Annotated in this window: 17 protein-coding genes and 1 pseudogene; 6 read left to right on the forward strand and 12 right to left on the reverse strand. The window is 71.4% G+C overall.

The genetic code is table 11. The features are described 5' to 3' along the window. Nucleotides 1-25 precede the first annotated feature (25 nt). Together H4W81_RS19410 and H4W81_RS19415 are read right to left on the reverse strand one after the other, a co-directional pair. Nucleotides 26-1,591 carry an ABC-F family ATP-binding cassette domain-containing protein gene (locus tag H4W81_RS19410; protein ID WP_192776115.1) on the reverse strand — a complete coding sequence of 522 codons (1,566 nt, stop codon included), beginning with the start codon at nucleotides 1,589-1,591 and terminating at the stop codon, nucleotides 26-28. Nucleotides 1,592-1,797: 206 nt separating this feature from the next. Further along, entirely contained in the window at nucleotides 1,798-3,432 is a 1,635-nt protein-coding gene (locus H4W81_RS19415) for a flavin monoamine oxidase family protein (RefSeq protein ID WP_192776116.1), read from the reverse strand. Between the two features lie 155 nt (nucleotides 3,433-3,587). Between H4W81_RS19415 and H4W81_RS19420 the strand changes: the two genes are divergently transcribed. Beyond that, nucleotides 3,588-5,354, forward strand: coding sequence for an AMP-dependent synthetase/ligase (locus H4W81_RS19420; protein ID WP_192776117.1), 1,767 nt, complete (start codon nucleotides 3,588-3,590; stop codon nucleotides 5,352-5,354). A gap of 253 nt (nucleotides 5,355-5,607) precedes the next feature. Here H4W81_RS19420 and H4W81_RS19425 read toward each other — a convergent pair whose 3' ends face one another. Beyond that, nucleotides 5,608-7,011, reverse strand: a complete 1,404-nt coding sequence (locus H4W81_RS19425; RefSeq protein WP_192776118.1) for a bifunctional phosphatase PAP2/diacylglycerol kinase family protein — start codon at nucleotides 7,009-7,011, stop codon at nucleotides 5,608-5,610. Between the two features lie 147 nt (nucleotides 7,012-7,158). Beyond that, a pseudogene (gene tnpA, locus H4W81_RS19430) lies at nucleotides 7,159-7,565 on the reverse strand (IS200/IS605 family transposase). 70 nt (nucleotides 7,566-7,635) lie between these two features. Between tnpA and H4W81_RS19435 the strand changes: the two are divergent. Next, complete coding sequence (locus H4W81_RS19435) at nucleotides 7,636-8,877, forward strand: RNA-guided endonuclease InsQ/TnpB family protein (protein ID WP_192776119.1); 1,242 nt, start codon at nucleotides 7,636-7,638, stop codon at nucleotides 8,875-8,877. A gap of 62 nt (nucleotides 8,878-8,939) precedes the next feature. On the opposite strand, the gene H4W81_RS19440 is transcribed toward H4W81_RS19435, so the two are convergent. Continuing rightward, entirely contained in the window at nucleotides 8,940-9,998 is a 1,059-nt protein-coding gene (locus H4W81_RS19440) for an acyltransferase family protein (RefSeq protein ID WP_192776120.1), read from the reverse strand. Next, complete coding sequence (locus H4W81_RS19445; RefSeq protein WP_192776121.1) at nucleotides 9,995-10,612, reverse strand: TetR/AcrR family transcriptional regulator; 618 nt, start codon at nucleotides 10,610-10,612, stop codon at nucleotides 9,995-9,997. The genes H4W81_RS19440 and H4W81_RS19445 overlap by 4 nt, the downstream gene beginning before the upstream one ends. Before the next feature lie 73 nt (nucleotides 10,613-10,685). Here H4W81_RS19445 and H4W81_RS19450 point away from each other — a divergent pair, with 73 nt between their 5' ends. The 4 genes from H4W81_RS19450 to H4W81_RS19465 all read left to right on the forward strand — a co-directional run bounded on the left by H4W81_RS19450 (nucleotide 10,686) and on the right by H4W81_RS19465 (nucleotide 14,216). Further along, on the forward strand, nucleotides 10,686-11,309 hold the full coding sequence (locus H4W81_RS19450; RefSeq protein ID WP_192776122.1) for a TetR/AcrR family transcriptional regulator: 624 nt from the start codon (nucleotides 10,686-10,688) through the stop codon (nucleotides 11,307-11,309). Between the two features lie 2 nt (nucleotides 11,310-11,311). Beyond that, nucleotides 11,312-11,725, forward strand: a complete 414-nt coding sequence (locus H4W81_RS19455; RefSeq protein ID WP_192776123.1) for an acyl-CoA thioesterase — start codon at nucleotides 11,312-11,314, stop codon at nucleotides 11,723-11,725. Continuing rightward, the gene (locus H4W81_RS19460; protein ID WP_192776124.1) at nucleotides 11,722-12,111 is read left to right on the forward strand and encodes a hypothetical protein; all 390 of its coding nucleotides are present in this window, start codon (nucleotides 11,722-11,724) and stop codon (nucleotides 12,109-12,111) included. The genes H4W81_RS19455 and H4W81_RS19460 overlap by 4 nt, the downstream gene beginning before the upstream one ends. Nucleotides 12,112-12,185: 74 nt before the next feature. Then, a complete protein-coding gene (locus tag H4W81_RS19465; RefSeq protein ID WP_192776125.1) occupies nucleotides 12,186-14,216 on the forward strand; it encodes a CehA/McbA family metallohydrolase in 2,031 nt (676 codons plus the stop codon). On the opposite strand, the gene meaB is transcribed toward H4W81_RS19465, so the two are convergent. The 6 genes from meaB to H4W81_RS19500 form a co-directional block, all read right to left on the reverse strand. Next, nucleotides 14,203-15,162 (reverse strand): methylmalonyl Co-A mutase-associated GTPase MeaB, encoded by a 960-nt coding sequence (meaB, locus tag H4W81_RS19470; protein WP_192776126.1) that lies wholly within the window; start codon nucleotides 15,160-15,162, stop codon nucleotides 14,203-14,205. The two genes, H4W81_RS19465 and meaB, sit on opposite strands and share 14 nt — an antisense overlap. Then, a complete protein-coding gene (gene scpA, locus H4W81_RS19475; protein WP_192776127.1) occupies nucleotides 15,159-17,288 on the reverse strand; it encodes a methylmalonyl-CoA mutase in 2,130 nt (709 codons plus the stop codon). The genes meaB and scpA overlap by 4 nt, the downstream gene beginning before the upstream one ends. After that, nucleotides 17,285-18,931: a methylmalonyl-CoA mutase subunit beta gene (locus H4W81_RS19480; RefSeq protein ID WP_192776128.1), complete on the reverse strand. Its 1,647-nt coding sequence runs from the start codon at nucleotides 18,929-18,931 to the stop codon at nucleotides 17,285-17,287. The genes scpA and H4W81_RS19480 overlap by 4 nt, the downstream gene beginning before the upstream one ends. Before the next feature lie 66 nt (nucleotides 18,932-18,997). Continuing rightward, on the reverse strand, nucleotides 18,998-20,869 hold the full coding sequence (locus H4W81_RS49385) for a peptidoglycan-binding protein (RefSeq protein ID WP_318781824.1): 1,872 nt from the start codon (nucleotides 20,867-20,869) through the stop codon (nucleotides 18,998-19,000). Between the two features lie 85 nt (nucleotides 20,870-20,954). Then, nucleotides 20,955-21,893 carry an S-methyl-5-thioribose-1-phosphate isomerase gene (gene mtnA, locus H4W81_RS19495; protein ID WP_192776129.1) on the reverse strand — a complete coding sequence of 313 codons (939 nt, stop codon included), beginning with the start codon at nucleotides 21,891-21,893 and terminating at the stop codon, nucleotides 20,955-20,957. 32 nt (nucleotides 21,894-21,925) lie between these two features. Further along, on the reverse strand, nucleotides 21,926-23,758 hold the full coding sequence (locus H4W81_RS19500) for a CASTOR/POLLUX-related putative ion channel (RefSeq protein ID WP_192780904.1): 1,833 nt from the start codon (nucleotides 23,756-23,758) through the stop codon (nucleotides 21,926-21,928). Nucleotides 23,759-23,761 lie beyond the last annotated feature (3 nt).

Consider the following 23,761-nt stretch of genomic DNA (forward strand, 5'->3'; position numbering starts at 1 on the left):
CGCCCGGCTGATCCCCTGCCGTCAATTACGGTTCGGTCAGACCGCTGTCCGGGTCCAGCCGGAGCCATCGGGTGATCCCGAGCCCCTCGAGGAACGGCAGGTCGTGGCTGGCCACGATCAGCGCGCCCCGGTAGGCGGCCAGCGCCTGCGAGAGTTGCCTGACGCTCGACAGGTCGAGGTTGTTCGTCGGCTCGTCCAGCAGGAGCAGCTGGGGCGGCGGCTCGGCCGAGAGCAGCGCCGCCAGCGTCGCCCTGAACCGCTCTCCGCCCGACAGCGTGCCGACCGGCTGCTCGGCCCGCGCGCCTCTGAACAGGAAGCGCGCGAGGCGGGCGCGCACCTGGTTCTCCGAGGCGGAGGGGGCGTGCGCCCGCACGTTGCCGACCACGCTGAGCGACTCGTCCAGCAGGTCGAGCCGCTGCGGCAGGTAGCCGACCGGCACCTCCACGCCCGCCGCGACGATCGCCTTGAGCAGCGTGGTCTTGCCCGAGCCGTTGGGCCCGAGCAGCGCGATCCGCTCGGGTCCGCGCACCTCGAGGCGGTCCGTTCCGGCAGGGCCGGTCAGGTCGAACGACAGGACCATCCGCCCGGCGTGGACCTCGGTCTCGGGTAGCGAGATGCGGATCTCCGCGTCGTCCCGTACGGCCTGCTCGGCCCCGGTCAGCCGCTCACGCGCCTCCTCCAGTTTCTCGGTGTGCATGATGCGGTGCTTGCCCGCGGACACCTGCGCCTCGCGCTTGCGCGCCTGCATGATGATCTTCGGCTCGCGCTTGGTGGCGTACATCTTGGCGCCGTAGCGAACCCTGCGATCCAGCTTGGTACGGGCGTCCATGAGCTCGCGGTGCTGGCGGCGCACGTCCGCCTCCGCCGCCCTGACCATGCGCTCGGCGGCCTCCTGCTCGGCCGCGAGCACGCGCTCGTAGTCGGACAGCGTGCCGCCGTACAGGCGGACCGTCCCCTCGCGCAGTTCGGCGATCTGGTCGACCAGGTCGAGCAGCGCCCTGTCGTGGCTGACCACCAGCAGCACCCCCTGCCACGCCTCGACGGCCGCGTACAGGCGCCGCCTCGCCGGCAGGTCGAGGTTGTTGGTGGGCTCGTCGAGCAGCAGCACGTCGGGCCTGTTCAGGAACTGCGCGGTCAGGCCCGCCATGACGGCCTCGCCGCCGGACAGGGTCGCGACCGCGCGGTCCAGGCCGATGCCGTCGAGCCCGAGCGCGGACAGCTGCGCGAGGGCCCGCTCCTCCACGTCCCAGTCGTCGCCGACGTTCGTGAAGTGCTCCTCCCGGACGTCACCCGACTCGATGGCGTGCAGCGCCGCCCTGGTCGAGCTGATGCCGAGCAGGTCGGAGACGGTGAGGTCGGCGCGCAGAGGCAGGTTCTGCGGCAGATACCCCACCCGCCCCGCCACGCTGACCGTGCCCGAGGCGGCGGCGAGCTCCCCTGCCACGATCTTGAGCAGGGTGGACTTGCCGGAGCCGTTGACTCCGATCAGGCCGGTACGGCCGGCGGGGAAGGCGGCGTCGAGGTCGTCGAGCACCTGGGTCCCGTCGGGCCAGCCGAACGAGACATGGTCGATCACCACGGAATATGACACAGAAGGCTCCCGTCAGAAACGTCGACATTTCGTGACTTGGCGGGAACCACCGCGAAGACGCCCGAGGTCCAGGTGCGCACGTGGCCCCGAGACAGGGCGGAACGGCGCGGTGCCCGCGACCTCAGATCCTCACGTCAACAGCCTCCATGGCTCGGTGATACGACTCCGGAAGGTTACGCGACCGGAAATCCACCCGCAAGGGGTGATCACCGCAGTTTCGCGATCACCTCGTTGGCCGCGCGCTCCCCCTCGGTGGCCCCGCCGTTCATGAAGCCCTGGAAGTCGTAGGAGGTGTGCTCGCCGGCGATGTGCACGTTGCCCTGGGGCACGCCCTCGTACCCGGCGTACCTGTGCAGGTAGCCGACGGGCCAGTAGGAGTAGGCGCCGAGCGCGTGCGGGTTCTTGTGCCAGGCCGACAGCTGGGCCCTGCCGTTCCACTGGGCCTTGGTGCCGGGGAAGACGGTGTCGATGCCGTCGAGCACCGAGGCGGCGAGGGTGCGGACGTAGGGGTCGGTGTGGGTCGGGAAGGCGGTGGCGGGGTTGAGCGCGCGGGCGTTGGCGCCGCCGCCGTACTGGATGAGGACGCCGGTGGTGCCCGCCTGCGCCTTGGTGGTGTCCCAGCACTGCTGCCACGGCTGGTCGGTGAAGCAGTCGCCGGCCGACACCCCGTCCCACGGACCCGTGCCGAGCCACGGGCGGGTGGAGAACTGCATGTTGAGCTTGGTCACGTAACCCATGCGGGCGTCGCGCAGCAGGTTGGTCATCCTGGCGTCGAAGCCCGCCCTCGACAGGTCGAGGCCCTGCAGGATCGGCAGCGGCACGGTGAGGATCGTGTGGTCGGCGGTGACCGTCCTGCCGCCGTCGAAGGTGAGCGTCTGGGTGCCGTCCGCGTTGGCCCGTACGGCAAGCAGCCGCCATCCCGTCCGCACGCTGTCCGCGGGCAGCGAGGCGGCGATGGCCTGCGGGAGCTGGTCGTTGCCGCCGACGATGTGGTAGCGCTCGTCCGACAGGCCCCAGACGTTGAAGTGCCCGGGGTTGGGCTGGTAGCCGAGCAGCAGGATCAGCGCGAGTGACGACTGGTCGGTGGTCTCGGCCCCGTACTCCACGTTATAGGCGACGTCGAGGAATTTGCCCAGGTCGGAGGCGTAGCCGCCGGGCACCCGCGAGTCGATCCACTCGCGGATGGACATGTTGTCCAGCGCGATGCCCTCGGGCGTGGCGTTGTTCCATTTGACCTCGCCCGCGGCCATGAGGTCGGCGTGGAGGTCCTGGTACATCTCCTTGAAGTCGGCGTCGGCCTGCGAGCGCGGGTAGTAGTGGCCGTTGACGTGCAGGACCTCTTCGGCGCCGTTGGGCCCCGACCCGGCGAAGTTGACCGTCTGGAGGTTGAAGCGGCGGCACAGCTCCAGCATCTTCTTGTGCTCGACGTCGATGAGCTCGCCGCCGATCTCGGAGGTCTGGCCGTTCAGCCAGAGCGAGCGCTGGGTGTACATCCGGCCGCCGACGCGGGTGTTCGACTCGTAGACGACGGGCTCGGCCCCCGCGTCGCGCAGGGTGAGCGCGGCGGTCAGGCCCGCGATGCCCGCGCCGACGACGGCGATCCTGGCCGGCCTGAGCGGCGGCCTGGGCGCCTCGGCCCCGACGTCGGCCCCGACGTCGGCCAGGGCGGCGGCGGGGGTGGCGGCGAAGGCGGTCACGCCGAGACCGGCCAGGGCGGCGCGCCTGAGCAGCTCCCGGCGGCCGAGCCCGCGCACCTCCTCGACCGGCATGCCCAGACGGCGGGCGGCGTGATGATCGGCGGCGATGCGCTGAAGGGCGCGCAGAGCGGCGGTGCGAGGCATGGGGGGTGTGCCTTCCTGTTGGTGTTGTCGCCAGAGTGGAGATCGAGGCGTTCACCGAACAGTCGGCAGAACGTAACCGATCCCGGCCATCGACTGACACAGTGCGTTCGGCCTAGAGTGCGCACCAAGCCGTCACTCCCCACCGGAGGTCAGGAATGTCCAGCATTCCCTCTCTGCTGCGCGACCGGATCAAGGCCACCCCCGACGCCGAGGCCTATCGCCACCCGGCGGGATCCGGCTGGGCCTCGCTGACGTGGGCCGACGTGGGCGAGCGGGTCCGGCCGCTGGCCCTCGGCCTGGCCGAGCTGGGCGCGAGCGCCGAGTCGCGCGTGTCCATCCTCTGCTCCACCCGCCTCGAGTGGGTGCTCACCGACCTGGCGGTGCTCTCGACGGGCGCGGCGACCACGACGATCTATCCGTCCAACACCGCGGCCGAGTGCGCGTACGTGATCAACGACTCGGGCAGCACGCTGGTGGTCGCCGAGAACGACGACCAGGTCGCCAAGCTGGCCTCGGTCCGCAAGGAGCTGCCCGACGTCCGCCACGTCCTGGTCGTGGACGGCACCGCGAGCGACGACGGCTGGGTCATCCCGCTCGACCAGGTCAGCGGCGAGGGCGACTACGACGCCATGATCGACTCGATCAAGGCGGACGACCTGGCGACGCTCATCTACACCTCGGGCACCACCGGCCGGCCCAAGGGCGTCGAGCTGAGCCACGACAACTGGCTGTACGCCGCCGAGGCGGTCCGCAAGATCGACCTCATCGGCCCCGACGACCTGCACTTCCTGTGGCTGCCGCTGTCGCACTCCTTCGGCAAGCTGCTCCAGGTCGTGATGATCGACATCGGCGTGCCGACCGCGATCGACGGCCGCCTCGACAAGATCGCCGACAACCTGAGCGAGCTGCGGCCCACGTTCATGGCCGCCGCGCCGCGCATCTTCGAGAAGATCCACAACACGGTGGCGGCGACCGTACGCCGCGAGGGCGGCGCGAAGCTGCGCATCTTCGACTGGGCCAAGGCGACGGGCATCAGGGTCAGCAAGGCCCGCCAGCGCGGGGCGGCGATCCCGCTGACCACCCGGCTCGAGTACGCCCTCGCCGACCGGCTGGTCTTCGGCAAGCTGCGGGCCCGCTTCGGCGGGCGCATCCGCTACTTCATCTCCGGCTCGGCTCCCCTGTCGCAGGACATCGCCGAGTTCTTCGACGGCGCGGGACTGACCATTCTCGAGGGGTACGGCCTGACCGAGTCGTCGGCCGGCAGCTTCCTCAACCGGCCCGAGAGCGTGAAGTTCGGCACGGTCGGCCCCCCGCTTCCCGGCACCGAGGTGCGCATCGCCGAGGACGGCGAGATCCTCGTCGGCGGCCGCGGCATCATGCGCGGCTACCACGGCCTGCCCGACGAGACGGCCGCGACGCTCGACGACGGCTGGCTGCGCACCGGCGACATCGGCGAACTCGACGAGGCGGGACGGCTGCGCATCACCGACCGCAAGAAGGAACTGATCAAGACCTCGGGCGGCAAGTACGTCGCGCCCACCTACATCGAGGGGCGCATCAAGGCGGCCTGCCCTTATCTGTCGCACGTCTTCGTGCATGGGGACCGGCGCAACTTCTGCACCGCGCTGGTGACGCTCGACATGGACGTCGTCAAGCCGTGGGCGGCGGCCGAGGGGCTGCCGGACGACCCGGAGAAGCTGCGCGAGCATCCGCGGATGAGGGAGGAGGTGGCCAAGGCCGTCAAGCAGGTCAACGAGTCGCTGGCCAGCTACGAGACGATCAAGGAGTTCGCGATCCTGGCGAAGGACTTCACCGTGGAGACGGGGGAGCTGACGCCGAGCCTGAAGGTGAAGCGGAAGGTCGTCGAGCAGCACTTCAGCGACACGCTGGACGCTTTCTACAAGGACACCAACCTGATGTGAGCCCCCTCGGGGAAACCGGAACCCACGCTCACGCAGGACGCGGGCCGGAGTCCCCCAGGGGATCACTCACTCCCCCGGGTCTTCCGGAAGACGGGCGCCCTCCGAAGCCCGGGAACCCGCGCATACGCAGGACGCGGGCTGGGGTTCTTTGGGTCATCCCCGAACCCACGTGCCCCCGAAGCCCGGGAACCCGGCTCAGTGGGGCGCGGGCCGGGGTTCTTTGGGGGCCCATGAACCCTCCGCGGGCCGAAGGTCATCTGAAGACGTGCAAGGAGCGGGGGCGTTTGGTGAAGACCAGGGGGCCACGGACGGTGAGGGTTTCGCCGTCGCGGGCCAGCCGCACCTCGCCCGAAGGCGTCTCGACCCGCACTGTGTCGGCCTGCCATTGGCGGTAGTGGCGCGACAGGCCGAGCCGTCCGCCCACCACACTGCCGAAGGCGCGCAGCCTGGGCAGCGTACGGGCGGCGGTCATCAGCCTGATGTCCAGCACCCCGTCCTCCAGCCGGAGGCGCCGCCCCGGGGCGGCGCCGCGCGAGCCGTACCTGCAGTTGCCCACGAACAGCAGCCACGCCCGGTACGGCACGCCGTCCACGACCACGTCGAAGGGCGCCGCGTCGCGGCCCAGCACCTCGCCCAGCGCCCACAGCAGCGCGGGCCACTTGCCGACGCGCTTCTGCCTGGCCTCGCGCAGGTCGACCAGGTCGGGGTAGATGCCGAGGCTGGCGTTGTTGACGAAGACCCCGCCCGCGACCTCGCCCACGTCGACCGCGACCAGGTCGCCTCCGCGATAGGCGGCGACGGCCTCGTCCGCGTCCTCGATGCCGAGTTCGGTGGCGAAGTGGTTGAGCGTGCCCGCCGGGACGACCAGCAGGGGGCGGCCGTGCTCCAGGGCCGCCTGGGCGCCCCTGTTGACGGTGCCGTCGCCGCCCGCGACGGCGAGCGCCTTGCCCTCGGCCTTGTCGACCGAGTCCATGGGGACGAACTCGGCGCGGGGGAAGGCCTCGCGCAGGACGCGCGCCGCGTCGCCCGCCTCCGGGTTGACCGCGACGGCGAGGCCGTCGCCCAGGGGGTCGAGGTCGAAGGAGGGCGCCGTGGCCGAGGCGCGCGCCCGGCCCGCCTCGCCGGCCTCGGGCCAGACGCGGCGGGTGAGCAGGCCGGTGGCCACGCCGATGGCGACGCCCGCCAGCACGTCGCCCGGGTAGTGGACGCCGGTGTAGACGCGGGAGAAGCAGACCGCGGACGCGAGCAGCGCGACGGGCGCGGCGACCACGACGGGGGCCTCCAGCGCCACGGCGGTGGCGAAGGCCGCCGCGGAGGCGGAGTGGCCCGAGGGGAAGGAGGCCGACAGCGGCGTCCTGAGCAGCCTGGCGAGCGGCAGCGTGTCGGAGGCGGGGCGCTTGCGGGCGAAGGCCTGCTTGCCCGCGAGGTTGACCAGGGGGCTGGCGAGGCTGACGGCGAGCAGGCCCCTGGTGGCCGCCCTGCGCAGCCGCCGCCTGCCGCTGAGCGCGAACCCGCCCGCGATGCCCGCCCAGAGCAGCGCGTTGTCGGCGGCTCGCGACAGCGGCGGCAGGACGCGCTCGAAGCCGGGCAGCCTGGCCTGCGCGACGGCGGCGAACAGGTGCTTGTCGAGCCGGTGGAGGCGTGATCGGAGTCGCATGTGTATCTCCTGCCCAGCTTCGCGGGCGTTTACAGAAGGTCCGCAGAAGGCCTCGGCCCTTCAGTCCGGGGATGAATGCGGTCCCCGTCAGGGGATGGCCCACCGGTAGGCGGGGGTAGTCGGGAGCGCGTCGCGGGCCTGGGACGGTCAGGTTGGTCGGCGCTGTTGTTCGATGTAGGCCCTGATGACGGCCAGTGGGGCTCCGCCGCAGGAGGCGGCGAAGTAGCTGGGCGACCAGAAGTGGCCGTGCATGATGGCCCGGTTGACGCGGCCGGTGAACTCCTTGCGCAGGTAGAGCGAGGAGACACCCTTGAGCGAGTTGACCAGCTTGGAGACCGCCATCTTGGGCGGGTAGTGGACCAGGAGGTGGACGTGGTCGTCTACTCCGTTGACCTCGCGGAGTTCGGCCTCGAAGCTGGCGCAGACCTCGATCATGACGTCTGCGCGGCGGCGTAGCATCTCGGCGGTGAACACGTCCCTGCGGTATCTGGTCACGACGACCAGATGGACGTCGCGGAAACCGCCCGTCCGCCGCGCCGGTATTCGTCTGACACGGTCCCAGGCCCGACGATAACGTGTTCGAGTCCGTGGGACGTCAAGGTCGCGAAAAGGGGGTGGTGTGCGGTGAAGCTGCGCTACAACTACCGGTTGTACCCGGACGCGCCCCAGCGGGAGTCGCTGGCCCGGACGTTCGGGTGTGTCCGCGCGGTGTGGAACGACGCGCTCGCGCGGCGGAAAGCGGCGTGGAAGACCAACCGGTCCCGGATCGGCGGCGTGGAGTTGCAGAAGATCTGCATCACCGCCGCGAAGCGGACCCCTCAGCGGGAGTGGCTCGGGGAAGTCTCCCCGGTGCCGTTGCAGCAGTCGCTACGGGACCTCGACGTGGCGTACAAGAACTTCTTCGAGTCGGTGAACGGCAAGCGCCGGGGTCCGAGGATGGGCCTGCCCGTCTTCAAGTCCCGCCACGACCATCGCCAGTCGGCGCGGTTCAACACCAACGCCTTCAAACTCCGCGATCACGGCACGTTGTATCTCGCGAAGATCGGCGAGGTCGAGGTCCGCTGGTCGCGCGAGTTGCCCGCCGCACCATCCAGCGTCACGATCATCAAGGACGCGGGCGGCCGGTACTTCGCGTCGTTCGTGATCGAACTCGATGACGACGCCCACCAGCTCCCGCAAGTGGACACCGACACCGGGATCGATCTCGGGCTGACCCACTACGCCGTCACCTCCGCCGGCGAGAAGATCGCCAACCCGCGCTGGTTGCGCCGCCGGGAGCGCAAGCTCAAGAAACTCCAGCGCGCCCTGTCGCGCAAGCAGAAGGGGAGCGCCAACCGCACAAAGGCCCGCATCAAGCTCGCGCGCCAGCACGGACGCGTCGCCGACGCCCGCCGAGACTTCCTGCACCAAACCAGCACCACGATCATCCGCGAGAACCAAGCGGTAGCGGTCGAAGGTCTGGCGGTGCGGGGGCTGGCGCGGGGCATGCTCGCCAAGTCCGTGAACGACGCCTCCTGGGGCGCGTTCCTGCGGCTCCTGGAGGGCAAAGCCGCCCGGTACGGGCGCGCGTTCATCCGGATCGACCGCTGGTATCCCTCCTCCCGGCTGTGCCCGTGCTGCGGCTGGCAGGTCGGGAAACTCCCGTTGGACGTCCGCGAATGGGACTGCCCCTCCTGCGGCGAACACCACGACCACGACATCGCCGCCGCGCTCAACATCCTCGCCGAAGGCATCCGCCTTCGGTCCCCGAACGACGTGGCCGCCGGGCTGGCGGACACCCGAAACGACTGTGAAGGGCAGGTAAGACCAGGAACGGCAATCCCGACCCTGGCACCGCCCGAAACCTCCACCGCGCAAGCGGCGTAGAAGCAGCAGTAAACACCCTGCCGCGAGGCGGGAGCATCCCCGTCAATCATGGCGGGGAGAAGTCAAAGGATCCGTTTGGCTCCCGGCAGCGCGCGCACGAGGGCGGCCAGTCCCCAGCACAGCGGCAGCGCCAGGACGGCGACGACGGCGAACTTGACGATCGCGGCGGCCTGCAGCCCGCTGAAGGCGTAGGCGAGGCCGACCAGCACGAGGGGGTGGATGATGTAGACGGTGTAGGCCTGGCCGGACAGGAACCTGCCACGCGGCCCCTGGCGGTCGAAGCGCTCGCGGAACGTCACGAGCAGGCCGATGATCATGCCGACCGCGAACACCGCCTCCCACGCGGCCTGCGCCAGCCCCGACACCGCGCCCCTCGTGGCGAACTGCACCGGCAGCAGCACCAGCGTGGCCGCGCCCATCGCGGCGAAGCCGAGCCTGCCGGCCCGCTTCGACAGCGCGTCGAACCAGCCGTGCCTGAAGGCGAGCACGCCGAGCACGAACATGCTGACGTACTGGGGCAGGTGCGAGGGCGTCGGGAGGCCGAGTACCGGCACGTACAGGCCGGTGGGCACGACCAGCCGCCACAGGAAGGTGACGAGCGCCAGGGCGAGCGTGTAGCCGGCGATCGCCGTGAATCCCGGCGCCCCCTGGGGCACGGGGCGAGGGGTCCTGCCGTGGCGGCGGACGAGCGCGTAGATCGCGGCGAAGACGAGCAGCACCTCCACGAACCACATCGGGCCCGGGTCCCACGAGGCGAGGTAGAACTGCCAGTACGGCAGGTCCATCTCCCTGTAGATGCCGAAGGTGACCAGCGGCCTCAGTAACACGACGAAGACGAGCAGCGGGATGCCCAGCCGTACCAGCCGGTCCTTGAGGAAGGCGGCCCCGCCCTTGCGGTCGTGGGAGCCGGGGGTGAAGAAGCCGGAGATGAGGAAGAAGAAGCCCATGAAGAAGGCCTGGTCGACCATGACCAGGAGGTCGAGGAGCTGCCCCGAGGGGTCCTGGGCGGGCTCCACGTAGTACCAGACGGGGATGTTGCCGTAGGTGACGGCGACGTGGTGCAGGACGACCAGGACGGTCAGGACCACGCGCAGGTTGTCGACGTAGGCCAGGCGCTTCATCGGACCGCCCTGGTGAAGATCTCGACGAGCTCTCTGGCGTGCGCGTCCAGGTCGTGCTCGGGGTGGACCGCCCAGTAGGCGAACATGTTGTCCACCGCCGAGGAGTGGGTGATCGCCATGACGCGCGGGTCGAACTCCCTGAACTCGCCGGTGCTCTGGCCGAAGCGGTAGATGCGCTCCAGCGACTCGTACAGCTCCTCGTTGGCGGCGACGCCGTAGCGGGGTGAGCCGTCGGGCAGCCGGAGGTTGTGGAAGATCTCCCCCAGCGCCATGAGCTGGACGCGGTGGTCGCGCATGTGCTCGGCGACGGTGAGGATGTGCGTGCGCAGCAGCCCCGTGGCCGTGTTCTCGCCCTCCATCCTGGCCAGGACGAAGTCGGCGATGCCCGAGTAGACGTGGTCGACGACCTGCTCCATGAGCTCGTCCTTTCCGGAGAAGTGGTAGGAGATGACGCCCTTGCTGATGCCCGCGTGCTTGGCGATGAGGGCGAGGGAGGCCTTGGCGAAGCCGACCTCGGCGATGACCTCGATGGCCGAAGCCATGATCTGGGCGCGGCGCGCCTGTTCGATGAAGGAGCGCGGTTTCTGACCGCCCGCCTCATTTTCTGACCGCATGGCCAAAACTTAGCACGACCGGCCAGGAATAAATAAGAACGACCGATCGGTCGTATTGTGTTAGCCTGGCCGCATGGCAGACGGGCGCAGAGTGCGCGGGCAGCGCAGCCGCGAGGCGATTCTGGGCAGCGCGGTGGCGCTGGCCTCGGTCGACGGCCTGGGCGGCCTCAGCCTGGGCAGGCTCGCCGAGGCGGCGGGCGTCAGCAAGTCGGGCTTCTTCGCGCACTGGCGCGACAAGGAACAGCTCCAGCTCGACGCCGTCGAGTGGGCGGCGCGGCAGTGGGTGGAGCACGTCATCACTCCGGCCGCCGCCGCTCCCAAGGGCGTGCGCAGGGTCTTCGCCCTGCACGAGGCCAGGCTCGCCTTCTACAGGGACGGCGTCCTGCCGGGCGGCTGCTTCTTCTTCGTCGCCCAGGTCGAGTTCGACGACAAGCCAGGCCCGGTCAAGGACCGGGTCGCGGAGGCGATGAACGACTGGCTCGACTACCTGGAGCACACCGTCAGGGAGGCCGTCGACAGGGGCGAGCTACGCGCCGATCCGGCCCAGCTGGCCTACGAGATCGAGGCGCTCGGCGAGGCCGCCGTCACGCACTCCCGTCTGCGCGACGGCCCCACGGCCTTCGCCCACGCCCGCCGCGCGGTCCTCGACCGGCTGCGGGCGCTCTCACCGGCACCCGAACTCCTTCCGGAGGACTGACCTTGTCCCACACCCGCCCCGTCCAGGTGCACTTCGACGACCTCGACGCCATGGGCCTGCTGCACAACGCCCACTACTCCGTCCTCGTCGAGCGCGCCATCACGGCCTTCTGGACCGAGCAGGGCTGGGACTTCGACCCCGCCCGCTCCCGCTTCAAGGACGTCTTCTTCGCCGTCCGCGAGTTCACGATCACCTACCACGTGCCGATCATGGGCGCGGGCGAGCCGCTGGTGCACTTCTGGATCGAGCGGATGGGCACCACCAGCGGCGTGTACGGCTTCCGCGTGCTGTCGCCCGACGGCGAGACCGTCCACGCCGAGGGCCGCAGGGTCAACGTCAACATCGACCCCTCGACGTTGCGGCCCACGCCCTTCAGCCCGGAGATCCGCGAGGCGGCACAGGTTCTCGCCGCATGATGCGGACCCGATGGATCCCCGGCCCTGAGCGCAGGGGCGAGGATCCCGTCGTGGTCGCGCTCACCGCCTTCCGCCTGCACCGCGCCGTGCACCTGCCGCGCGCCTGCCGTACGGGGTGGGGGCTGAGCCGCCTGTGGCCGGAGCTGGACGGCGCGGTCGGGCTGTGGCTGTGGGCGGACCCGGGGGCGCGCCGCATCGGGTCGGTGTCGGTGTGGCGCTCCGAGGCCGGCCTCCGGGCGTTCGTGCGGCTGCCGGCCCACGTCGCGATCATGCGGGCCTACCGGGACAGGGGCGAGCTCGTCTCCGTCACCTGGACGAGCACCGCCCAGGACCTCTGGGAGGAGGCCAGGTCACACGGGGTGGAGAATTCCGCACCCCGCGGGTGACAATTCACGCCCCGGCTGACCTGGAGCTCCGCCGTACCGTGCCACGATGTCCGCACGCGAGGCGGGAGAGGCTCATGTGCGACGATCCGATGCTGCCCGGCACGGTCGCGGGCGCGCTGCGAGACTACGGCAGGCTGCTCGACGAGCACGGCATCACCTGGGGTGAGCCGGAGATCCACTACGTCAAGCTCTTCAGGGTCAGGGGGGTGCTGCCGCCCCAGCTCATGGACAGGTTCTGGGGGCTGGCCTTCACCAGGCTCGCCGAGCGGCATCCCGGCGCGTCCTTCATGGAGCTCGGCGCCCGCCTGGGCGAGCCCGACTACGACGAGCTGCTGCGCGACACGCTCGAGGGCAGGCTGCCCGGCGCGCTGGCGGCGCTGCGGATCACCGACGAGGGGGTGCGGCTGGAAGGCGCGCCCCGCACCACCCTGGGGGAGCCGCCCACGCTGTCGCTGCTGGTCGACTCCTGGCGCGACGGCCCGGTGCGGGTGTCGGCCGACGGACGGTCGCGGGAGCTGCGGGCGGCGGGCGCGTGGCTGGTCGAGGTCACCCCCGACAGCGAGCTGACCGTCGACGGCGCGCCCGTGTGCCTGCGCCGCCTGGTCAGGACGGTCCCCTCGGCCAGGCTCCGGCTGAGCGCGGGCTTCCCCTGCAGGTGGAGCGTGTTCGGGGCCGACGGCCAGGGCTGGTTCCCCGCGGGCGCGCCGCACCGTCACGACTTCCACGGCCTGCCGTACTTCCACGGCGACGACCTGGTCCTCGATGTGCCGGCCGACACGCTCACCGTCTCCGTCACGAGGGGCATGGAGTACGGCGAGGCGCTGACCGCCGTCATCCTCTCCCCCGGCCAGGAGCACGCCGTACGGCTGACGCCGCGCCGCCGCCTCGACGCCGCGGCCCGCGGTTGGTACGGCGGCGACCTGCACGTCCATCTCAACTGGGCGGGCGACCACGTGGCCACCCCCGCCGAGGCGGCGGCCGTCCAGCTCGGCGAGGACCTGCACGTGCTGAACCTGCTCGCGGGCAACGTCTCGGGCTCCCGCGTCTACGACCGCGACGCGCTCGACCAGTGGACGGGCGCCGACCTGCCCTGGTCGGACGACACGCACGTGGCGCGCATGGGGGTGGAGTACCGCAACGACCTGCTCGGCCACGTCCACGCCTTCGGCCAGGCCAAGCCGCCCGAGCGCTTCCACACGGGGTTCGCGGGCGAGGCCGACTGGCCGCCCAACGCCGAGGCGCTGCGGGAGCTGCGCCAGTCGGGCGCGCTGCTCGGCTACAGCCACCCGTTCGGCACGCCTCTCACCGAGAACGACCCGCCCCAGCGGCTCATGCGCCCCGTCGCCCGCAACTGCGCGGCCCGCGCGCTCGTCGCCGACGCCGCCCTCGGCCTGGTCGACAGCCTCGACGTGCTGACCCACGCCGATATCGGCGCCACCGCCGTCGTCTACCGGCGCCTGCTCGGCGCGGGCAACCGCCTGGCCGTCACGGCGGGGACGGACACGATGCTCTCCTTCACCCGCCTCGACCGCCAGTCCAGCCCTCCCGGCTGGGCCCGCGTCTACGCACGCGTGGACGGCCCGCTGAGCGCCGCCTCCTTCGCCGAGGCCGTACGGCGCGGCCGCACCTTCGCCACCACCGGCCCCTGGCTGGAGCTGTCGGTCAACGGGCACGAGCCGGGCGACGTGCTCGACCTGGAGCGCGGCGCGAGGGTGGTGGCCACCGCGCGCACGGCCGGGCCGGAAGTGGCCGAGCTGCGCCTGCGGACCGCCGACGGCGTCGTGGCCGTCTCCGAGGGCACCGCGGTGAGCGCCTCGTTCGAGGTGGACGAGCCCACCTACGTGCTCGCCGAGGCGGCCGGCGGGCCCTCCGCCGAGTCGATGACGGGCGAGACGTACGCGCTGAGCAGCCCCGTCTATCTCGACGTCGAGGGGCGGCGGGTGGCCAGGCGGCAGGACGTCCAGTGGTGCCTGGACTGGCTCGAGGCGCTGGAGGAACTGGTGCGCGAGCACGCGGTCCTGCACACCCCCGACCAGCTCGACGACCATCTCGCGGTGCTGGAGCGGGCCCGCGAGATCTACCGCGCCCGCCTCAGCGGCGTTTGAAGGCCGACAGGAGGCGGTCGGCGGCCAGCGACGGGGTGAGCGCGCCGTCGAGCACCTCGCGCTCGACCTCCTCGGCGATCGCCGCCACGGCGGGGTCGCCGCGCAGCTCGCCCAGCAGCCGGTCGCGCACGAGCGTCCACGTCCATCCGACCTGCTGGCGGCGGCGCCGCTCGACCAGGTCGACGCGGTCCTGGTGGGCGAGGACCTGCGCCCACACCTCCTCGATTCCCGCTCCCGTCAGCCCGCTGCAGGTCAGGACGGGCGGGGGCGGGCCCTCGGAGCGCAGCATCCGCAGCGCGCCAGCCAGCTCTCGCGCCGCCTTCCTGGCGGCCATCTCGAAGTCCCCGTCGGCCTTGTTGACCGCGATGACGTCGGCGAGCTCCAGCACGCCCTTCTTGATGCCCTGCAGCTGGTCGCCGGTGCGGGCCAGGCTGAGCAGCAGGAAGGTGTCGACCATGTCGGCGACCGCGGTCTCCGACTGCCCGACGCCGACGGTCTCCACCAGCACGGTGTCGAAGCCCGCGGCCTCGACGACGACCATCGCCTCCCTGGTCGCCTTGGTGACGCCGCCCAAGGTGCCCGAGGTGGGCGAGGGGCGGATGAAGGCGTTCGGATCGGCCGACAGGCGCGACATGCGCGTCTTGTCGCCGAGGATGCTGCCGCCGGTGCGTGTCGAGGAGGGGTCGACGGCCAGCACGGCCACGCGATGTCCGCGGCCGGTCAGCAGGGTGCCGAGCGCGTCGATGAACGTGGACTTGCCCACCCCTGGCACACCCGAGATGCCCACCCTGCGCGCCTGCCCTGCCAGCGGGGTGAGCTCGACGAGCAGCCGCTGCGCCAGCTCGGCGTGGTCGGCCCTGGTCGACTCCACCAGCGTGATCGCGCGGGCGATCCAGGCGCGCGAGCCCGACTTCACGCCGCTGACGTAGTCGTCGAGCGTTCTCAATGGCCCAACCGCGAGGACAGCTCGCGTACCAGGTCGAGGGCGGCGTCGGCGATCACCGTGCCGGGCGGGAAGATCGCTGAGGCGCCCGCCGCGCGCAGCTCGCCGAAGTCGCCGGGCGGGATCACGCCGCCGACCACGATCATGACGTCGTCCGCGCCGAGCTCGGCCAGCGCCGCGCGCAGCGCCGGGACCAGCGTGAGGTGCCCCGCGGCCAGCGAGGAGACCCCGACGATGTGCACGTCGGCCTCCACCGCCTGCCTGGCCACCTCCTCGGGCGTCTGGAACAGCGGGCCGACGTCCACGTCGAAGCCGAGGTCGGCGAAGGCGGTGGCGATCACCTTCTGGCCGCGGTCGTGGCCGTCCTGCCCCATCTTGGCCACCAGGATGCGCGGGCGCCTGCCCTCGGCGTCGGCGAAGGCCGCGCACGCCTGCCGGACCTGCTCGATGCCCTTCACCGGGCCCGCCTCCTCGCGATACACCCCGGAGATGGTACGGATCTGGCCCGCGTGCCGCCCGAACACCTTCTCCAGCGCGTCGGAGATCTCGCCGACCGTGGCCTTGGCGCGGGCCGCCTCGACGGCGAGCGCGAGGAGGTTGTCGCCGCCCGCCGCGCCCTTGGTGAGGTTCTCCAGCGCCTGCCGTACGGCCTGCGGGTCCCTGTCGGCGCGCAGGCGGCGCAGCTTGTCGAGCTGCTGGGCCCGCACCGCGCTGTTGTCGACCTTGAGCACCTCGATCGGCTCGTCGGCGGCGGGCCGGTACTTGTTGACGCCGATGACCGGCTGCCGGCCCGAGTCGATGCGGGCCTGGGTGCGGGCCGCGGCCTCCTCGATGCGCAGCTTGGGCAGGCCGGCGTCGATCGCGCGGGCCATGCCGCCGGCCGCCTCGACCTCCTCGATGTGCTGCCACGCCCGCTCGGCCAGGTCGTGGGTGAGGCGCTCGACGTAGTAGGAGCCGCCCCACGGGTCGATGACGCGCGTGGTGCCCGACTCCTGCTGCAGCAGCAGCTGGGTGTTGCGGGCGATGCGGGCGGAGAAGTCGGTGGGCAGCGCCAGCGCCTCGTCGAGGGCGTTGGTGTGCAGCGACTGGGTGTGGCCCTGGGTGGCGGCCATCGCCTCGACGCAGGTGCGCGCGACGTTGTTGTAGACGTCCTGGGCGGTGAGAGACCAGCCCGAGGTCTGCGAGTGGGTGCGCAGCGACAGCGACTTGGGGTTCTTCGCGCCGAACCCCGCGACCAGGCGCGACCACAGCAGGCGGGCGGCCCGCAGCTTGGCGACCTCCATGAAGAAGTTCATCCCGATGCACCAGAAGAACGACAGCCTCGGGGCGAACCTGTCGAGGTCGAGCCCCGCGTTCACGCCCGCGCGCAGGTACTCCACGCCGTCGGCCAGCGTGTAGGCCAGCTCCAGGTCGCAGGTGGCCCCCGCCTCCTGGATGTGGTAGCCGGAGATCGAGATCGAGTTGAACTTCGGCATGTGCTCGCTGGTGTAGGCGAAGATGTCGGAGATGATCCGCATCGACGGCCCAGGGGGATAGATGTAGGTGTTGCGGACCATGAACTCCTTGAGGATGTCGTTCTGGATGGTCCCCGTGAGCTGCTCGGCGGCCACTCCCTGCTCCTCGGCGGCCACGATGTAGAGCGCGAGGACAGGCAGCACCGCGCCGTTCATGGTCATCGACACCGACATCCGGTCGAGCGGGATGCCGTCGAACAGCTGGCGCATGTCGTAGATGGAGTCGATCGCCACGCCCGCCATGCCGACGTCGCCCGCCACGCGCGGGTGGTCGGAGTCGTAGCCCCGGTGCGTGGCCAGGTCGAAGGCGACCGACAGGCCCTTCTGCCCGGCCGCGAGGTTGCGCCGGTAGAAGGCGTTCGACTCCTCGGCGGTGGAGAAGCCCGCGTACTGCCTGATCGTCCACGGCTGGTTGACGTACATCGTCGGGTAGGGCCCGCGCAGGTACGGCACCGCTCCCGGATAGGTGCCGAGGAAGTCGAGCCCCTCGAGGTCCGCCGCCGTGTAGACCGGCTCGACCGCGATGCCCTCGGGCGTCTCCCACGGCTCGCCGTCGAGCGTGCCGGTGGAGGTCGCGGGCGACGCCAGGGGGATGGTCGTGAAGTCGGGGATCATCGAGTCACTCCCAGGTCGTCGAAGGTCGTGCGGAGGACTTCCAGCGCGTCGCAGCCGGCGTACAGGCGCGCGTCGACGCCTTCATGGGTTCCCTTCCCCGCCAGCCAGACCCTTCTCGCGCCCGCGCGTCTCAGCGCCTGCGCGACGGGGGTGGCGTGCTCGCCGTACAGCTGGTCGCTGGAGCACAGGCAGGCGACGGCGGCGCCGCTCGCGGCGAAGGCCCGCGCGATCGCCTCCGGGTCAATTCCGGGGCCGGAGGTGACCGTGCGCAGGCCGCCGGCGCGAAAGAGGTTGGCGGCGAACGCCGCCCTGGCGGTGTGCGCGGCGACGGGGCCGATGGTGGCCAGGAACACGGTGGGCCGCTCGGGCTGGGCGTCCGCGAGATCGCGCAGCTCCTCGTACGGCCTGGCGTAGCGCTCCACCCTGCCGCTCGTCGAGGGCCGCGGGCGCTCGTCGGGGTTCGGGAACTCGCTCACGCCCGTGATGGGGAAGCGCCGGTGCGCGATGTCGGCCTCGCGCCGCGCCCTGGTCGCCGCGATGCGCGCGCTGACCAGCCCGGAGGCCTCCTGGATGCCGCCCGCGGCCTCGATCTCCTGGAACCACCGCCAGGCCCGCTCGGCCAGCTCGGCCGTCAGCCGCTCGACGTACCAGGAGCCGCCCGCGGGGTCGGCGACCTGCCCCACGCCCGCCTCCTCCAGCAGCAGTGCCTGGATGTTGCGGGCGAGGCGCCGCGAGAAGGCGTCGGGCGCGCCCAGCGCGGCGTCGAAGGGCTGCACGGTCACCGCGTCGGCGCCGCCCACGCCCGCCGCGAAACAGGCGAGGGTGGTCCGCAGCAGGTTCACGTGGGGGTCGCGCGCGGTCATCATGGCCGAGCTGGTCACCGCGTGCTGCACCTGCTCGCCGCCTCCTCCGCAGACCTCCGCCACCCGGGCCCACAGCAGCCGGGCCGCCCGCAGCTTGGCGATGGTGGCGAACTGGTCGGCGGTGGCGGCGTAGCGGAACTCCAGCTGGCCCAGTGCCTGCTCCACCGGCAGCCCGGCCTCGGTCAGCGCCCGCAGGTGGGCCACGCCGACCGCGAGGGAGCAGCCGAGCTCCTGCGTGTCGCTGCCGCCCGCGTCGTGGTACGGCAAGCCGTCCACGACGATCGCCCGCAGGCCCTCGTGCTCGGCCGCGCACCGCCTGGCCAGCGTGACGGCGTCGGCGCCCAGCCCCGCGCCGAGGTTGCCGCGCACCTCGGCGCCGAGCCCGAGCAGCACGGCGGCCGCCTCGGCGGTGCGCTCGCCTGCCTCGAGCACCACGGGCGCCAGGTCGAGGTGGACCCCGCGCAGCGTCCGCGCGAGATCGCCGGGGGGAACGGCCAGCCACAGGGAGGTGACACCGTTCTCCAGGTCGGCCAGCACCGCCTCGTTGTCGGCCACGGCGTGGCGCTGCCGCACGTCCCAGCCCCGGTGCGCGGGGCGGGGCGCGCGCAGCTCGGGCAGGTCGCCGGCGTCGTAGAGGGGGGCGAGGCGCACGCCGTCGTAGGTGTCGGTGGCCAGCGCGGCCTCAGGGTCGGCGTCCACGCCGGACCTGCGCAGCACGCCGAGCGCCAGAGCCCGCCAGTCGTCGCGGGTAGTCGACGGGAAGTCCGCGGCCAGTCTCATGCCTTGGATGGTAAGCGGAGCCGTACCAGAACATTGCTCCGGGGGTGCCTCCGGCGCGCCGGCGGCTCAGGGCAGCGGCGCCTCCCAGGCCAGCCGCCAGGTGGTGGGGCCCACGATGCCGTCGTCGGCGATGCCCTGGTTGCGCTGGAACCTGCGGCACACGTCGCGCGAGTCGGCTCCGTAGGCGCCGTCGACGCCGATGTTCCAGCCGCGCTTCTTCATCTGCCGCTGCCACGTGCGGACGTCGTCGCCGCGCATCACGGGCGGGAACCGCAGCAGCCGTCCGGGGAAGGCGGGGGCCTGCGGCTGCGGCGGCGTCGGCGGCTCCTGGCCGCCCGGCCTGGGGGCGCCGCGCCTGATCCAGGCGTAGAGGCGGTCGCCAGGGCAGTCGGTGTTGAACCCGTCGCGGTGCCCCTTGATCTCGCGCCCCGCCTCGCCCTTTTCGCGAAGGTGCTGGATGGCGTCGAGGATGGCGTGCAGCACCCCGTCGGGCGGGACGGTCAGCCCCGCGTTGCCGACCAGCCCGAGCACCGCGTAATGGCCCGAGTTGAGGCCCGCGCCGTTGGCGGCGGGCAGGTGGTGCAGCCCCCGCCCCTCGAACACCTTCCGATGCGGACACGCGACATACGTGTTGCCGGTGAAGTACACGCTGCCCTGACGGCGAGCCAGCCAGCTCTGGTTCTCGGTACGCGGACACCAGATCTCTCCTGTGTAGATCTCCCGCGTGATGGAGAACGTCGAGCCCCGCAGCGCCGCGGAACGAGGGGCGAAGTGCTGCTTGCGCCGTATGTTGACCTGCCACATCTCGCTGGGACAGCTGTCGGTCGGCGGACGCATCCGAAGGGAGGCCCCGCTACCCGACAGGAGCACGGCGAACATGAAGGCCTCGGCGGCGGCCCTGCTCTTCTGCGCCAGCGCGTCCTCACCCGCGTTGTCGGCGGCCAGGGAGACCTCGATGAACAGGGACAACTGCGCCCTGGTCAGGGAGAGCAGGAACTCCTGGGCCGGGACCCGGTCAGGCGCGACCTCGAGCAGAAGCCGTCCCGCGTCCGCCGAGAGGTGGAACTCCGCCAGATGACGGTTGCGGCATTCGCGCCACCTGGGCACGCCGTCGGTCTGGACGCCGAGGCGGGGAAACGCCTCGACCGGCGGGCCGAACACCGCACTCAGCGCCGCCCTGATCCGCGCGACATGGCCTGGATTGGAGGACATCGACTGATAGACCGCCACGCTGGTGGACGGGCGCGCGCCGCGAAGGGGCTTGATGTGCCCTTCGGTCCAGAACCAGGCGACGAGCTCGACGAACGCGTCGGACCACTTGGCCTCGACCGGGAGATCCGCACAGGGAGCCGCGATCGGGATGCGATCCCAGTAGCCGAGTGTCTCCGTTGTCACCCAGAGTCGCTCGCGCTCGGTGACCGAGCGGGGAGCCGCGCCCGTGGGGAGCCACCTACCGTCGGGCCCCTTCTGCCGCGTGGTCCCTGTGCGCCTGCGGAAACGCTCAACCGGCCAGCGGTGTTGCGGCGTGGTGAGCGAGGAATGGCTGACGCCTTCCATCCTCACCATCTCCCGCTCCCTGCTCGGGAAGACGCACACCTCCAGGACCGGCTGCCACTGCGAGACGCCCAGCTCGTGGTTGAGCGTGAGGGTGAGATCGCCCACCTGGAGCTCACGGTAGGACTTCCAGCCCTGCCGGGTGAGGATCTCCGTCTCTTCGTCCACGCAGTAGCCGATGTCGATCCAGCCGTTGGAGTCCATGTGGAAGTTCTGGATCGACTGCACGAGGGAGACGCACTTGGCGTGGTCGCGCACGATGGCCGGGTCGACCCTGCCGCCGGTGTAGTGGACCTTGACTCCCCTGGTGGAGTCGAGCTGGGTGTAGCTGCCGCCGGGGGGACGGGCACGCCAGGCACGGCGCGAGACGAGATCGATGGCCACGGCGAACTCCAGGACGGGGATGGTGACGACCGAGGGTAACGCGGGGTGTACGGACAGATCCCGGGATTGTCGATTATTGGTCTCGTCAGGGCCGGAACACTCGCTGGTCGGTGACGATCGCGGTGATCAGGTCGTGGGGCGTCACGTCGAACGCGGGGTTCAGCGCACGGGTGCCCTCGGGCGCGAGCCGTACACCTCGCACCCGCACGACCTCCTCCTCCGCCCGGTCCTCGATCTCGATGTGCTCGCCCGAAGGGGTGGCGGGGTCGATGGTCGTCTCGGGCGCGACCACGAAGAACGGCACGCCCGCGCGCTCGGCGCCCAGCGCGAGGGAGTAGGAGCCGACCTTGTTGGCGGTGTCGCCGTTCGCGGCGATCCGGTCCGCCCCGATCAGCACCGCGTCGATCCCGCCCCGCGCCAGCAGCGCGGGCCCCGCGGAATCGGCGATCAGCCGGTACGGCGCGCCCATCCGGTCCAGCTCCCACGCGGTCAGCCGCGCGCCCTGCAGCAGCGGCCTGGTCTCCAGCGCCAGCACCTCGGCCAGCCTGCCGCGCTCGTGCAGGGTCTGGATGACGCCCAGCGCCGTGCCGCGCTCCACGGCCGCGAGGCCACCGGTGTTGCAGATGGTCATGACCCGCAGCCGGTCGCCTTCGAGCAGGTCGGCGCCGCGCCTGCCCATGGCCACGCAGGCGGCGATGTCCTCGTCACGCAGCCGCTGGGCCCTGGCCAGCACCGCCGCCCTGCCCTCCTCCAGGTGCGCGGCGGCCTCGTCGACGCCCCACGCCAGGTTGACGGCGGTCGGCCTGGCCTCGCGCAGGCGGGCGATGGCCTTCCTGTCGCCGTCGGCCAGCACCACGCCGAACGCTCCCGCCACCCCCAGGGCGGGAGCCCCCCGTACGGCAAGGCGCTGGATCGCGTCGATGAGCGCGTCCACGGTGGTGATGCGCAGCATGACCAGCTCGTCCGGCAGCAGCGTCTGGTCGACGAGCTCGATGGCTCCGTCGACCCAGTCGATCGTCCTCACACCGCGCACGCTACCGCCTTGTGCGGCGGCGGTCAGCGCTCGGACAGGACGATCACCGAGTCATCCTCGCCGAGCGTCACGGGCTGCGACTTGCTCGGGTTCAGCACGACGCCGTAGTGCGGCGGCTGGTTGACGCCCGAGGCGAGGCGGTAGCCGATCGCCGTCTCCCCCCTGCGCCTGGCCGACTCGATGACGGTCGAGAAGGACACCGGAACGCCCTTCGTGACGTAGGACGTGGCGGGCCGGGGGTAGATCTCCGAGCCGCGCGAGTCGAAGAGGTAGCCGAAGACGTCGGCCAGGTGCCTGTTCTCGGCGAGCTGGGCCAGCAGCAGGCCGATCACGGTGTCGCTGATGACGATGTCGTCGGCCTCGGTCACCTCCGCCAGCGAGCGGTTGTTCTCGTCGTGCATCTCGCTGACGATCGAGTAGCGCTCCCCCGCCACCGTCTGCATGTCGCGCAGCTGCAGGAGCGTCATCAGCGTGCGGGTGTCGGCGTGCTGCGGCTTGAAGCGGTCGTCCGACAGCACGATCACGTGCTGGTAGAGGCCGACTCCGAGCGCCTCCAGCGCGTACCTGTCGGTGGTGTCGCTCTCCTTGACGTTCACGGTCAGGTTGCGCAGGCCGTCCAGGCCCGCGCCCGCCTTGGGGTGGTCGGCCGCGATCTCCAGCACCGACCCGGGGGCGACGTAGCCGTCCAGGTAGCGGACGATGTGCTCGGCGCGCGCGTTCCAGTTGAGGATGAGCGTGCGCTCGGGCTCCTGTGCCACGGCCGGCGCCACCGCGAGGTCCTTCTCCGAGAGCGGGGCCGCGCCCGAGGCGAGGTGGATCAGCGAGTCGTCGTGGGCGATGACGATGACCTCGTCCTCGGCGGTGATGACGGTGTCCATGGGCGGGTTGAGCACGACGCCCTGCGCCCGGCGCAGGCCGATGACGGTGGCCGTCTGGTAGGCGTGCAGCGCGTCGCCGTACGACTGGCCCGTGAGGGCGGCGTCGGAGCGGAGGTAGATCTCGCCGCCGTCGAAGTTGAGCAGGTCCATGCAGACCACGGACATGCCCGACTGCCTGGAGGACTGCACGATCAGCCGGGAGGCGGTGTCGTCGGAGTCGACCAGGTGCACCTGGTCGCCGCCGGCCAGGCGGGCGGCGGCCAGGTTGCGGCTGGAGGTGAGCGAGGCGACGACCGGCGGGTGGTCGCCCGCCCGCTTGGCGAGGGCCAGCAGGATCTTGATGACGTGCGCGTCGGGGTCCTCGCCGTCGGGGGACAGCACGACGATGGAGCGCGCCTTGTCGAGGTTCATCAGCCTCAGGTCGCCGGGCTCGGTGGGCCGCCCCGTGCGGCAGACCAGCCTGGTCCTGCCGGTGTCGCCGATGCGCTCCCTGATCTCCTCCTCCATGTCGAGCTTGTCGCGGTCGGCCAGCACCGCGATGACCGAGCCCCGCTGGCTGGCGTGCGCCTTCACCAGTTCCCCGATGATGGTGAAGACCTGGTCGGACCAGCCGAGCACGACGGTGTGGCCGGTTTCGGCGATCATCGACCGGCCCCTGCGCAGCCGGTCGATCTTCTGCTTGAGACCGTTGGACAGCAGGCCGACCAGGATGCTGACGATGAAGATGCCGGCCAGCGAGCCGGCGAACATGACGGCGAGGAAGGCGGTGCTGCCCTTGTCGCTGGCCACCTTGCTCGGGGTCATGGCGTGCATCAGCGACAGCCACAGCACCTCACCGATTCCCGCGCCCTCGGGCTCGTCGGTCAGCCAGACGGTCAGGCCCGCCACCACCAGCACTAATGCCACCGAGACCAGGGCGAGCCACCCGATGAGCGAGGCGGTTCCCCTGGACATCGTGTTGTCGAACCAGTAACGCATGCG

Origin of the sequence: Nonomuraea africana (assembly GCF_014873535.1) — a bacterium.
Lineage (GTDB): Bacteria > Actinomycetota > Actinomycetes > Streptosporangiales > Streptosporangiaceae > Nonomuraea > Nonomuraea africana.